Consider the following 13,215-nt stretch of genomic DNA (forward strand, 5'->3'; position numbering starts at 1 on the left):
TAAAAATTTTGACAATGTAATGGTCTGAAATTCCCTGGTCTCCCAAGGAATCTCGAAAATTATACAATACCAACGTAGTTTCGGGCAAAATTCTTAGCAAATGTTGATGAAGTTGTTAATTGAGAGAGCTTAGATTCACTGAGTTTACGTCGAAAACGTACATCCTCTAAATCCTCTCCTTCCGGTGAGTGCAACATTGTTAACAAGCTGTAGGAGAATTCTTGAGCACGCCAGATGTAGGGCAAGCGAATTTCGGAGTAGCGGTTTAGATAAGAAAGATCGTGGTTTTCGAGATAGTAGCTAATCAATGTCTCTGCTAAAACTCCCGCATCTTGCACCGCTAAATTTAAGCCTTTTCCACCCATTGGGGTAATAATATGAGCTGCATCTCCTGCTAATAATAATCGTTGATAACCCATGGGTTCCATCACATAATTCCGCAGCTCCATAATACGCTTTTGAAAGATTTCGCCTTCATTTAACGGACATCCTTCTTTAGCAAGCCGCTGGTGTAAATTAGCCCAGATGTGCTCATCTGACCAATCTTCTAAAGTATCGGTGCTGGGAATTTGAAGGTAATAGCGAGAAATCTTGCTATTGCGAAGCATATGAGCTGCAAAACCATCTGGATGTACACCATAAAGAGTATACTGGGCTGAAGGGGGAGCGTAGGCTAAAATTGCTAACCAGCGATAGTTGTATTGTTTGCTGTAAATCTCTACAGCTTCAGGGGGAACAGATTGACGAGCTAACCCATGATAACCATCACATCCAGCTACAAAATCCGCTTGAATCGTTACAGTTTTTTGACTATCTAAATCATAACATTCAACTTCGACTTTGTCATCACTTTGAACAATCTTTTTTCCTTCATGATGAAAAAGTAACTTACCACCATCCTTGATATATTTTTCAATCAAATCATCGTTGAGATCACTTTGAGGATAAACATAATGAACATCTCCTCCACTTAAGCTTCCATATTCAAAAGTTAGGCTTTTATCAGGATAGCGAAACTCACAAGAACCGTGAGTATAAGCATTTTTCAGCAGGGTATCCGCCAGGTCATTTTTTTTAAGGACTTGAACTGTTGTACTTTCAATCACTCCGGCTCGTCCTCTGGCATAAATTTCTTCACGATTATACTTATCAATCACAATACAATCGATTCCATTTCTGAGCAAAATATTGCCGAGAACAATACCAGCTGGACCGCAACCAAGAATACAGACTGAGGTTTTTAACTGTGTGGTCTTTGTCATCGTAAACTCCTAATTTTGGTCAATCTTTTGGAAAAGAGGTGGGTATTTCACTCACCTCATTGATGATAGAAAATGAATCCTTAAACCGTAACAGGTTGCTTAACAACTGAAGGGAAGTGAATCTTTTTTCGGAGTTGTTGAGTCATTGGATGCAAGTCACGGGGTTGAGTTCTGGGGCGGAATAATCCATCCTTTTCCCATCGGTGTTCATTGAGGCTAATTGCCCAAGCATTTAACCAGGCAGACTCCGGAAAATCAGCTAATTTTTCAGGCATTGTATCTTCAAGTGCCATGCGAAAAATAACCTGGGCAAGTTCCTCAAACATTTCCAAACTAGCAATATGATCATCAATGAGTTGCTGTTCCGTTTTATTGGATTGTAAATTCCGCGATCGCAATTGCTTGATGAAATCCATTTCTAAGTAATCAAGATACTCATAAGTTCCCCGATTTTGCGAGAGTTCTGCCCAGTCTATAAACAACTTTTGCATCCGGTGAGCTAACAGAAAAAATCGACCTGAACCTTGACGAATTTTTGCCCGTTTTTCAGAGTCAAGGAAAATCGAATTAAACATCAGAGGCGCACTAAATGCCCAGCCAGATAGGGTATCCCAAATCACCTTAATTGCCATTACCAAATCTTTATCAAAGCAGGAGTAAACCTTATGGATATTATCTTTTACCCCTTCAGCATAGGTGAGTAAAAATCGATTGGCTTCCGCGACTATTTCTGAAGTCAACTTATCTTGCAAATCCGCTTCAATCATCTGAGTGACGAGAGAATTTCCAAATCCAATTAGGTCAGTACCAGGAGAATAGAAGGGATCGGGAAATACTCCAGCTTCACCAACACAAGCCCAACGATTATTTGAAAAAATTTGTTTAGAGGAATAGCTATAGTGAGGCATCTTCATAAATTTTTGAGTTGAAATCCCTTGAAGATGATTAGCTAAAGTAGGTTCATAGGTTTGGAGCCAATTAAATGTTTTTTCCTCAGTGTTATGTTGTTTGAAAGGATGAACCGTTTCATCAGTGACAATCCCAATACTGGTATAGTTATTGGGGAGGGGAATCATCCAAATCCAGTAGCCTTTTCCACACAAGTGATTGGTTGAATAATATCGTTGATTTCCCGGGACACGCTCATGCCAGTTTTGGTTACTTTTGGGAACAAAATCACTGACATCAACCCGTTCATTGACCCAGAACCAAACCGCACTATGTTTAGAACTATTTCGTTGAGCTAAACCCAGTTTTTTCTGCAAAAATCTACGACGACCCATCGCATCAATAACCCATTTAGCTTGAATGGTATTCTTTTGCTTCGTGTCATCTTGAGTGTAAACAATTTCATGGAAGTCTTGATTATTTTCAGATAGGATCATATCAAGAACCTTGCAATTTTCTAAAAATTCAATTCCTGCTTCGATGTTTAAGTTTCGCAGATCATTTTCAAACTTACCTCGGTCAATTTGATAGGAGGAAGGAGAATGAAATTTAGATAGTCCGAGTTCAGGACGTTCTTCAAATTTACCTTGAGCATCACCTAAGAAGAAACGCAGTCCCAACTTTGGCATATGATTCAGTTTGAAATAACCATCACCAAATTGGAGTGTTTCAGCCAGATAATAGGAACCCACTTCAACCGTTGATTCTCCAACTTTAAAAGCACCTTCAGGTAGAGGTCGAGCCAAACGATCTAGGACAATAATAGAAAGATCGGGCATTGTTAACTTCAACTGTCTAGCTAAAGTAGAACCCGCTAAACCACCACCGCAAATTGCTACATCATAAGTCATTGTATTCATTGTGAAATCTCCTGCTGTATTGAGAGTAAACATTATTTCGGTTAACATTAATTCAAGGAAAAGTGAGACTAACCTAAGCAAGCTTTTAAAATCTCAGCTAAGACCTGTACATTTGGTCGATCAAAAATTGAATAATGGTCTCCCGGTACATCGTAAATTTCTAATTTATCCCTAGAAAAATTACTCCAACCATGTTCAGGATCACGAGTTTCCCAATCTGCTTGATTCGGTAAATAAAACTTGTTGAATTTAGCAGATTTTTTAGCCCGAAACAGGGTAATTTTACCGGAATAAACTTGTGGTGAATAAACCCACTTTGCCTGCATATTCGCCTCAGCTACGATCGCACGACTGAGATGATGAGGTAGAGGTTTTCCTAAACCTAGATAAAGCTGGCAAAGGATTGCTTGCAGTTGGCGTTGAGTAACGTCTTTGAGTTCCTCAAATAGTGACTTGGATAGTCCCAATTGGGATAAGTATTTGAAGTAGTGTTGGTTTCGGAATACAAGGCGAGGAAAAGCACTTTTATTGAAAGTGTCAAACATCACCAGTAATGCCACCTTTTCTCCTTGTTGTTGAAGTTGTTGTGCCATCTCAAAAGCAATCGTACCTCCCATAGAGTTTCCCCCTAGAAAATAGGGACCATGGGGTTGAACACTGCGAATTTCTTGAAGATAATTAGTCGCCATTGCTTCGATTGTAAAGTCAGGCATTTGTTTGCCATCTAACCCTTTAACTTGCAATCCATAAAACGGTTGTTCTGAACCTAGAGATTTGGCTAATTCTCGTAAATTCAATACATTTCCTTGTTGTCCATGAATGCAGAAGAAAGGGGGTTTAGAACCACGAGGTTGAAGTGGAACTAATGAAGACCAAGGGAGAGAAGATTCGTTTTCAGCAAGAATTTCGGCTAGTTGTTCAATGGTTGGAGATTTTAGTAGTGTTGCCAAAGGTAACGTTTTACCAAAGGTTTGTTCAATTTGAGTAAACAAACTCATCGCCATTAAGGACTGTCCACCTAAATCAAAGAAGTTATCTCGAATTCCAATGGATTCAATTCCTAATACTTTACTCCATAATTGAACGAGTTTGAGTTCAGTTGAATTGCGGGGTGCAAGATAAGCAGGTTTAGAATAATTACTGGGTGGTTTTAATGTAGATTGATTGGCTCGTTTCTCCTCTAATTGTTGTTGTTCAGTTGCGCTCAAAGGGAGTAAATCCAAGATAGACTGCTCTGGATTGATTAAAATGTTTTCCAGAATAGTACGATAATGCTCCTGCATTTTAGCAATGGTTGCTTCCTCAAATAAATCAGCATTGTATTTGAATATAGCAGCAAAAGTATCACCTTCTGGAATCAGATAGAGATAGAGGTCAAAATCCGCTGTTCCGCTATCAAGATTAAAGGTTTCGACATTTAAATCGGGTAAGTTTAAGGTATGAATTGTTGTATTTTGCAGTGCAAACATCACCTTAGATAGAGGAGTTTGCAGTAAATTTAGAGCGTTAATAATTTCTTGAATGGGTAAATCTTGATAAGCGTAACCTCCGGAAACAACCTGACGAACTTGACTCAAAAACTCCCGAAACGTTTGGTTTACGTTCAACTGTGTCCGTAGAATCAGTAAGTTCGCAAAGTAACCGATTAATCCCTTTGTTTCTTTCCGACTCCGATTCGCAATTGGACTACATACAAAAAAATCGTCTTGGTCAGAGTAGCGATATAATAGCACATTAAATGCAGCTAATAACGTTGCAAATAATGTTGCTCCTTGTTTTCGACTGAAGCTTTTAAGTTGAGTCGTGAGTTCAACAGAAAGTAACTGTTTATTGTAGGCACTAGAATGGGTAGGATTAGTCGGATAAGGATAGTCAGTTGGCAGCTTTAAGGCTTGTAAATTATCGCCAAGTTGTTGCTTCCAATAGTTTAGCAAAGTCTCTTTAAACTCACCTTGAATACATTGACGTTGCCAAACCGAAAAGTCCGCATACTGCACTGGAAGTTCTGGTAGTGGTGAAGATTGACCGAGAGAAAATGCTTCGTAGAGTGTTGATAACTCCTGAAATAAAACTCCTTTTGACCAAGCATCGACGATAATATGGTGAACATTCAGTAACAGAAAATAATCCTGTTCATCAAGTTGAAAAAGTGTTCCTCGAAACAGAGGCAGTTGAGTCAATTCAATCGGTTGCTCAATATCTCCCTTCACTAATTCCATTACCTTATTTTCCCGTTGTTTTTGAGGGAAGTTCTGTAAATTAATTACAGATAAACGAAAGGAAAAAGAGGAGTGAATGACTTGAGTTGGTTGACCTTCAACTAAGGTAAAAGTCGTTCGCAAAGCCTCGTGACGTTGAATAAGTTCATTCAGACTTTGCTCTAAAGCTAATGGATTAAGTGAACCGGAAATGCGAAACCCAAATGGCATATTATAAGCAGCAGCTTTACTTGGTTCCAACTGTTGTAAAAACCATAACCGCTCTTGAGGAAAAGAGAGAGGAAGTGGATTTTCTCGGGAAACAGAGACTAAGGGTGGAGCTTGATTTTGTAAGCTAATGACCGTTCTCATTGCTTCCCATAGCTCCTTTTTAGCAGCCACTGATTGAGTTGAATTATTGGTAACTGGAGAAGTTTTCTGTTGTTTTTTGTTTAATGTTTCGAGTGACATATTATATCATGTCTGGTTGAATAATTACACTTTGGAGGAAGGAAGGCAGAAAGCAGGAGGCAGAAGGGAAGAAAGCTATGGGTAGGGTGTGTTAGCGGTAGCGTAACGCACCGAAACCCTAAATAGATTGTTAAAATTTAACAACTTTTCTTTTCTTCAATCATCTCCACAATTGTTGAGATATTTTGAAAGTTCTCAAAACTAATCTCACTCACATCTAACTCAATTTCAAAATTCTCTTGCAAGCTATGGGTAGGGTGTGTTAGCGGTAGCGTAACGCACCGAAACCCTAAATAGATTGTTAAAATTTAACAACTTTTCTTTTCTTCAATCATCTCCACAATTGTTGAGATATTTTGAAAGTTCTCAAAACTAATCTCACTCACATCTAACTCAATTTCAAAAGTCTCTTGCAAGTTAGAAATTAGAGTCATCGTGTTAATTGAATCTAGACCCAAGTTGAAGATATCTACATCGTCTTGCAACTCTTCTAAGGTCACATCGGGTAGAACTTCCAAAACTAACCCTTGAACTTGTTCTTGAATTCTTGTAGTTGTAATCATGGTATTATGCTCGTTAAAAAATTAGTATTTGGACTGTGATGATATCGGTTTAAACTAATTCCTTTCTCAGAATTTTTCCGAGTGGACTTTTGGGAATATCTGGGCGAAATTCAATGATTTTGGGAACTTTAAACTCCGCAAGACGCTGCTTACAAAATGAAAGAATCTCTTGGTCGTCAAAATTTTTTCGACTTTTTTTGACAATTACAGCTTTAACCAATTCGCCAGCATAAGATCCTTTTACACCAACAACAACAGCTTCTTTAATGTGAGGATGATTCATCAAAATATCTTCTACTTCTATCGGGTCAACTTTGCGACCTCCGGTATCAATGAGCAGCTTCTTGCGACCAGTAATATACACTCGACCCCACTCATCTTTTTTCCCTAAATCACCTGTATAGAAACATCCTTCCTTAAAGACTTGTTGATTCAGTTCTGGCTGATTAATATAACCTTGAGTTAGAGAGCGACTTTTGATCACAACTTCTCCACTCATTCCCATGGGTTGCTCATTTCCACTTTCATTAACAATTTTGAGTTCAACATTATTGAGCGGAAATCCAACAGAGTGATAAATTTTGTTGATGTCTTCCTCTAAATTAATTGCCACAGATCCAGCCTCAGTACAGCCATAAAGCTGTCGAATAGGAATCTTAAATCGCTGCCAAAACTTATCAAAAATGTCTTTGGATAAAAAGTTTCCGGCTGAAAAGCATAATCTCAAACTAGATAGGTTCACCAAGGTTTTTGTTCGAGTTTCTGCTAAAGCATTGAAGATATAAGGTACTGCCGGAAAGATGGTAATCTTCTCCGTTTTAATCAGTTCAAAAATTCGGGGGCACCGGAAGACAAAGGGAACCTCAACAGGTGTACCATCCTTCTGCAAAACCTGTTCTAAAATAACTAAGGTTGCACCATTACAAGTGGCTGCGAGGAGACAATTTCCTAACCCATGAGCATGATACATCGGAACTGCACAAAGAATATTATCTGAGGGCTGAATTTGGGTGGTTTCTGCGAAGTTTTTTACCTCATGGCAAAGACTCGCCTGGGTGCGTGCAATTCGTTTTGGTTTCCCCGTTGAACCGGATGAATATTGATACAGAAGATCAGAAGAAAGAGCTTTTTCTGAATAGTCTTGATGTTGAAATTTTCCTGGCAGAATTAGATGGTATATATAGTGGCTTTCGGGATAAACACCATCCACAACAATCAACTCAATTTTTCGGTCAATATTTGCAATAATATCCTGACAAATTTTGGCACGTTTGAGGTCAGTAATTACTGCTTTTGCCTTGCTATCCCTGAGACAATAACTCAGTTCTTCGGCTTTGAATAAATGATTGAGAGGCAGAACAATTCCCTGTAACTGAGCAACAGCATAGAAGCTATAAACAAACTCAGGACAGTTGGGTAAAACGAAAGCGACACAATCACCTTTGCCGATTTCTAGAGAACTTAATCCCTCACTTAATCCTTGAACTTTGAAGTTAAGTTGCTCATAACTAATTCGGGACTCATTATAGACAATTGCTGTATGTTTGGGAAAGGAATGAGCCGCTTCTTTCAACTGTTTAATAATCATAATTTTACCTCTATTGTGCCACTTGAACAACCGATGCTATTAGACATCTCTTCCAAAAGAGGGAGTAGGGAGTAGGGAGTAGTGGGAAAGAATTGATAATTTCTTTACGATAGTTGATTTTCTTTTTTATTATTGGAGATGTCTATTAGAAATTTCGCCTAAAACTATTTTCCGGAAACTTCTCTGTAATCATCATGGTGTACTGATGATTGGAGATGACGCAGTAGCTTCTATACAGGAGATTGTCTTTGGGTTGAATCTGGAAATAATCTGCTAAATCCCCTGCATGTTCTTTGCCAAGTTCGACATTTTCTTTGAAGATTTCCACTTTGTTCTCGATCCAGAGTTTCCCAATGGGAGTTTTGGTCTGTAACAGTTGGTTTCGCATTTTTTCATTCAGTCTGTCGAGAACTAAAATTGAATCCGCATAGACATAGTTGCGGTCACTCATCTTACCTTGAAGTAGCACTTTGCGAGCGATAACTTCTGTGCCTTTTTTGAGGTTCATCGGCACGATGTCTTCTTCAAGTTGAATCTCGTCTTCAAACAGCTTTTTGATTTTGATTGCTTCCCCCGAGTAAGCTTCAATCATATCTGTAACAGTGCCGTTTGTTGTGAGTAATATTCGCTGAAATGGGCTGAGTAATACAGGTTCGATGTAATTCCGCTTTCGCGGAAAGTGTTGGGAAAAAATTGGTCTTAAGACTAGGGTTTGAGCGTTCATATGCATTATTTTTCTAGAATTGGCTAAAAAGACATGTTTGATCAGATATTGTGAGTTGAATCAATCTAAGTTAGCCTTCAATTTTTCCTTCAACTCACAACAAAATTTAAACAATGGCACTTAATTTTTTGGTGGCTTGAGGGGATGAAGGGGCGAGGGCTAACTTTTCTGGCCAACGACCCACTGTTTTACCAATAACTGTCATTTCTTGCATCAGGTCTTGATAGCGATGAGGTGTCAAGGATTGAGGACCATCAGACAGAGCTTGGGAAGGGTTGGGATGAACTTCTATCATCAGAGCATCAGCTCCTGCTGCAATTGAAGCCATTGCCATTGCCGGGACGTATTCGGCTTTACCTGTCCCGTGACTGGGGTCAATCATAATGGGAAGGTGAGTCAGTGTCCGCAAGACAGGAATCACGGATAAATCGAGGGTATTCCGGGTATATTTGCGGTCATGGGTGCGAATTCCCCGTTCACACAAAATAACATTGGGATTTCCCGCTGCTAAAATATATTCAGCCGCCATTAACCATTCCTCAATGGTTGCTGACATTCCCCGCTTCAGCAGAACCGGTTTCTCTTGAGCACCAACTTTTTTTAATAGAGAAAAGTTCTGCATATTACGAGCACCAACTTGGATAATATCTGCAACAGCTGCTATCTTTTCGATGTCGGATGCATCCATTACCTCGGTGATAATTCCCAAGCCAGTTTCTTGACGTGCAATGGCTAGCAATTCCAAACCACTCTCACCATGTCCTTGAAAAGCATAAGGAGAAGTCCGAGGTTTGTAAGCTCCACCACGTAGGAAATGAGCACCTGCTGCTTTAACTTGTTGGGCGGTTTCGACAATCATCTGTTCATTTTCAACCGAACAAGGACCGGCAGTTTGAACGATGGGACTGTGTTCGCCAAAAGTAACAGAACCGTTCGGTGTCTCAACAATAATTTCACTGGGTTCACCATGTCGGAAGTCTCGACTTGCGCGTTTAAAGGGATGTTCAACTCGTGAGACTTTTTCAATAAAAGGACTGACAGCTTGAATTTTTAAGGGATCGAGTTCAGCCGTTTCACCGACTAAACCAATAACCACTCGGTGTTTGCCGATGATTTTTTCGACGCTGACTTTGTATTGGGACAGTTCGTCTTTAATGTGTTCAATTTCGACTGTCGGAGTGGCTGCTTTGAGGACAATTATCATGCTTTATTTCCGTTGAGATTGGGTTTGCTGAACAGAATGATGGAGAAAGGTTTGAGATAGCAGATGTGGGTTAAACTAACATCTCTATTTCTGTCCCTGCCACCAGTTCTATTTCTATATCTGTAAATGGCTTAAAACTAGAGAAACTGTAATAACGAATTTACGTCATTTGAGCTAGTATTAATCTCAGGAATCAAGTTGTTTCCTGTAACTGTAAAGATGCGTATATCTGGTCTAAGTTAGGTTATGCATTTTTGAGAAGTTGGCTTCAAACTAGGGAAACTATAATTAAGTACCAAGTTTTCTGCATTTACTAAGCTGAAAAGGAATTTACGCCATTTCACCTAGTATTAATCTCAGGAATCAAGTTGTTTCCTGTAACTGTAAAGATGCGTATATCTGGTCTAAGTTAGGTTATGCAGAGAGTGAAAAAAATCGGGGGAGCATTGACTTAATCAAAGAATAACGATATAATACGTTAAAAAGTGGCTCTATTAGACAGTCTGGGTTCACTCATACATGAAATCCATCAGAACCAAACTCAAATTAAATAATAAGCAAAAAACTCTGATGGCTCAACACGCGGGTTATAGCAGATGGTGTTATAATTGGGGGTTAAGTTTGTGGAATGCGGCTTACAGGGATGGTTATAAACCTAATGCCCGTAAACTCAGAAAGGTTTTTACTAATCAGACAAAACCTCTTGAACCCTGAATGAAAAGCTGATCATCTAAAGTTTATCAATACGCTTTTCCTACGGAATGCTGCGCAAACATCAGTTTAGGTGAAGCGTTTAAAAGATTCTTTTCCTGCGGAATGCTTCCCTACGGGATGCTACGCAAACGCAAACAAGGATTGAGTAAATATCCAAGGTTTAAGAAAAAAGGTAAACATGATAGTTTTCCAACGGAATGCTACGCAAACACAATTGATAATTGTGGAAAGCTAATAGAATTAAACGGATGGAACCATAAATTACCTTTTATTAGTATTGTCAAAACTTACGAACCTATTGAGGCAACAACTCAAAAAATAACTATTAGTAGACAGGCGTCAGATTGGTATCTTAGCTGTAGCTATGAATTTACTCCAAAATTAACACAAAAAACTACTGACGCGTCAAGCTGAAAATAATGTATTAAATTTTTTAGTAGGCGTTGCTGAATTAGGGGATGAATATTAAGTGGGGTGGGATCCTGCCCGTCCGAAAATATAAGGAACGGGCAAGATACCCATTCCACAGAACTATTAAAATCATCCCGCATTTATGCAAAGCCAATTTTTTAGTATAATTCTTACTATGACTAAGGTTTGGAGAATTTTCCTAAAACACTATTTCAAGCTTGACGCGCTACTAGGAGGGGTTATATCATGTCCGGATAATCAGTTATAAAAAAACCTTCTCCCTTTTAACTTTTCTTTCCCTTCTGCATTCTGCCTTCTGCCTTCTACCCTCTGCCTTCCCTCCTCCAAGGCGTTGCACAGCGACGAATGATTTGAGATTTTTGATTGAATTGGATTGTGGATTAATCAATTGCTAGAATGATTAATTAATGGTTATTTTTAGTCAAAGTCTAAACTAATTTTTGGCAATATCATTCCAGAATGTGCAACCCCCCTCCAAAGTATCACTATTCAAGCGGACATGATATTAGGGATGGGTCTCCATCTCCCACACTCAAGAAAACATAGAAAAATTTTTGAGATTTGGTATTACTCTCAGCGCTTCCCTACTCTTTGAATAACCAGTATTTAACCGGACATAATATTTTTCCTAAAAAGACTATTTTTTGTTCGATTTATTTGTTAATATTTAGGATAGTATTCAGCTATTATGGCTGAACCTTGCTCAAAATATTTAATTCATTATGGGTTAACAATCGTGGGATTCAAAATTGGTTTGTTGGGATTAGGTACAGTCGGTATAGGGACAGCAAAAATTTTGCTATCCCCAGAAGGTCGTCATCCTTTAATTCAGGAACTGGAAATACATCGAGTGGGAGTGCGCGATATCTCCAAAACCAGAGATATTAATCTACCTTCAGATATTTTAACAACAGATTTAGAAGCGATCGCTACTGACCCACAGATAGATATTATAGTAGAACTTATCGGTGGGTTGGAACCCGCAAGAAGCCTAATGCTCAAAGCTATTGCCCATGGCAAACACGTCGTCACCGCCAATAAAGCTGTGATCTCTCGCTATGGTCCAGAAATTTTTGAAGCAGCGAATGAAAAAGGTGTTTATGTCATGTTAGAAGCAGCAGTGGGTGGCGGTATCCCTGTTATTCAACCCCTCAAAGAATCTTTGGGAGTTAATCGCATTCATTCGGTTATCGGTATCATTAACGGGACAACTAATTACATCCTCACCAGAATGCAAAAAGAGGGAGCAGACTTTGCAGATGTTCTTGCCGATGCTCAAAATTTAGGTTATGCAGAAGCTGACCCCACTGCAGATGTAGATGGGTTAGATGCCAAAGATAAAATCGCAATTTTGGCTTCTCTTGCTTTCGGTGGTCTAATTAAATTAGAAGATATTCATTGCGAAGGTATTCGTCAAGTAACGGCAGCTGATATTGCTTATGCTGACAGACTAGACTTTGTCATCAAATTATTAGCGATCGCCAAATGCGACCCCAACAATACCAACCCCACCACAGACGAATTACAACTGAGAGTACATCCTACCCTCGTGCCAAAAACTCACCCCCTCGCAAGTATTAATGATGTTTATAACGCTATCCTGGTAGAAGGAGAACCCATTGGACAAGTAATGTTTTTCGGGCCGGGTGCAGGTTCAGGTCCCACAGCAAGTGCAGTTGTTTCCGACATTATGAGTATCGCTGCCATCCTCAAAACAGAAACTGAACCTATTGCTCACCCATTGTTAAGTTGTACTCATCAACATTATTGTGAAACAGCATCAATGGCAGAACTTGTTACCAGATTTTATGCCCGCTTCCTGACAAAAGACCACCCTGGTGTTATTGGTAAACTGGGTACTTTTTTTGGCAGTCATGATGTCAGTTTAGAATCTGTAGTGCAAACAGGAGTACATGATCGACTTGCAGAAATAGTGGTTGTCACCCATGATGTAAAAGAAGGTAACTTCCGGCAAGCATTAGAGGAAATTCAATCATTAGATGTTATTGATAGTATTCCTAGTGTATTGAGGGTGTTGTAGAAATAAAAAAAATCCGATGGCAATTAAACATCAACGCCCGAAAAAATTAACTTCAACAGGACTCACGCATAACCACCATTTGTAGGGGGCTAACGGTCGTTAGCCCCCTACAAATGGTGTATAATTTCGTATGCGTGCGGGCTTTGTTGCACAAATAGAGCAAATAGGGTAAAAATAACAGTGCGTGGTACAACAAACCGAAACTAAGAT

Annotated in this window: 10 protein-coding genes; 3 read left to right on the forward strand and 7 right to left on the reverse strand. The window is 39.2% G+C overall.

What is annotated here, in order from left to right; all coding sequences use genetic code 11:
* Positions 1-59 precede the first annotated feature (59 nt).
* From F6K06_RS12040 to aroF, 7 genes are all read right to left on the reverse strand, one after another.
* Positions 60-1,262, reverse strand: coding sequence for a 4-hydroxybenzoate 3-monooxygenase (locus tag F6K06_RS12040; RefSeq protein WP_124146324.1), 1,203 nt, complete (start codon positions 1,260-1,262; stop codon positions 60-62).
* A gap of 80 nt (positions 1,263-1,342) precedes the next feature.
* The gene (locus F6K06_RS12045) at positions 1,343-3,118 is read right to left on the reverse strand and encodes an NAD(P)/FAD-dependent oxidoreductase (RefSeq protein WP_287241157.1); all 1,776 of its coding nucleotides are present in this window, start codon (positions 3,116-3,118) and stop codon (positions 1,343-1,345) included.
* A gap of 20 nt (positions 3,119-3,138) precedes the next feature.
* On the reverse strand, positions 3,139-5,739 hold the full coding sequence (locus tag F6K06_RS12050; protein WP_124154139.1) for a condensation domain-containing protein: 2,601 nt from the start codon (positions 5,737-5,739) through the stop codon (positions 3,139-3,141).
* A 308-nt stretch (positions 5,740-6,047) separates the two neighbouring features.
* Entirely contained in the window at positions 6,048-6,302 is a 255-nt protein-coding gene (locus tag F6K06_RS12055) for an acyl carrier protein (RefSeq protein WP_240039092.1), read from the reverse strand.
* Between the two features lie 49 nt (positions 6,303-6,351).
* Positions 6,352-7,890, reverse strand: a complete 1,539-nt coding sequence (locus F6K06_RS12060) for a class I adenylate-forming enzyme family protein (protein WP_124154138.1) — start codon at positions 7,888-7,890, stop codon at positions 6,352-6,354.
* A gap of 145 nt (positions 7,891-8,035) precedes the next feature.
* The gene (locus tag F6K06_RS12065; RefSeq protein WP_282433598.1) at positions 8,036-8,614 is read right to left on the reverse strand and encodes a chorismate pyruvate-lyase family protein; all 579 of its coding nucleotides are present in this window, start codon (positions 8,612-8,614) and stop codon (positions 8,036-8,038) included.
* A 106-nt stretch (positions 8,615-8,720) separates the two neighbouring features.
* Positions 8,721-9,818, reverse strand: coding sequence for a 3-deoxy-7-phosphoheptulonate synthase (gene aroF, locus F6K06_RS12070; protein WP_287241162.1), 1,098 nt, complete (start codon positions 9,816-9,818; stop codon positions 8,721-8,723).
* Between the two features lie 519 nt (positions 9,819-10,337).
* Between aroF and F6K06_RS12075 the strand changes: the two genes are divergently transcribed.
* The 3 genes from F6K06_RS12075 (at position 10,338) to F6K06_RS12085 (ending at position 13,005) form a co-directional block, all read left to right on the forward strand.
* Positions 10,338-10,532 (forward strand): helix-turn-helix domain-containing protein, encoded by a 195-nt coding sequence (locus F6K06_RS12075; protein WP_275670336.1) that lies wholly within the window; start codon positions 10,338-10,340, stop codon positions 10,530-10,532.
* Positions 10,533-10,649: 117 nt separating this feature from the next.
* Entirely contained in the window at positions 10,650-10,946 is a 297-nt protein-coding gene (locus F6K06_RS12080; protein WP_240038898.1) for a hypothetical protein, read from the forward strand.
* A 754-nt stretch (positions 10,947-11,700) separates the two neighbouring features.
* Positions 11,701-13,005: a homoserine dehydrogenase gene (locus F6K06_RS12085; protein WP_287241204.1), complete on the forward strand. Its 1,305-nt coding sequence runs from the start codon at positions 11,701-11,703 to the stop codon at positions 13,003-13,005.
* Positions 13,006-13,215 lie beyond the last annotated feature (210 nt).

The organism is Okeania sp. SIO1H4, from assembly GCF_010672695.1.
Classification (GTDB): domain Bacteria; phylum Cyanobacteriota; class Cyanobacteriia; order Cyanobacteriales; family Microcoleaceae; genus Okeania; species Okeania hirsuta.

Coding starts and splice junctions, on each gene's coding strand:
- F6K06_RS12040 (WP_124146324.1), bottom strand. CDS start 1,262: ATGACAAAGACCACACAGTTAAAAACCTCAGTCTGTATTCTTGGTTGC.
- F6K06_RS12045 (WP_287241157.1), bottom strand. CDS start 3,118: ATGTTAACCGAAATAATGTTTACTCTCAATACAGCAGGAGATTTCACA.
- F6K06_RS12050 (WP_124154139.1), bottom strand. CDS start 5,739: ATGTCACTCGAAACATTAAACAAAAAACAACAGAAAACTTCTCCAGTT.
- F6K06_RS12055 (WP_240039092.1), bottom strand. CDS start 6,302: ATGATTACAACTACAAGAATTCAAGAACAAGTTCAAGGGTTAGTTTTG.
- F6K06_RS12060 (WP_124154138.1), bottom strand. CDS start 7,890: ATGATTATTAAACAGTTGAAAGAAGCGGCTCATTCCTTTCCCAAACAT.
- F6K06_RS12065 (WP_282433598.1), bottom strand. CDS start 8,614: ATGAACGCTCAAACCCTAGTCTTAAGACCAATTTTTTCCCAACACTTT.
- aroF (WP_287241162.1), bottom strand. CDS start 9,818: ATGATAATTGTCCTCAAAGCAGCCACTCCGACAGTCGAAATTGAACAC.
- F6K06_RS12075 (WP_275670336.1), top strand. CDS start 10,338: ATGAAATCCATCAGAACCAAACTCAAATTAAATAATAAGCAAAAAACT.
- F6K06_RS12080 (WP_240038898.1), top strand. CDS start 10,650: ATGCTACGCAAACGCAAACAAGGATTGAGTAAATATCCAAGGTTTAAG.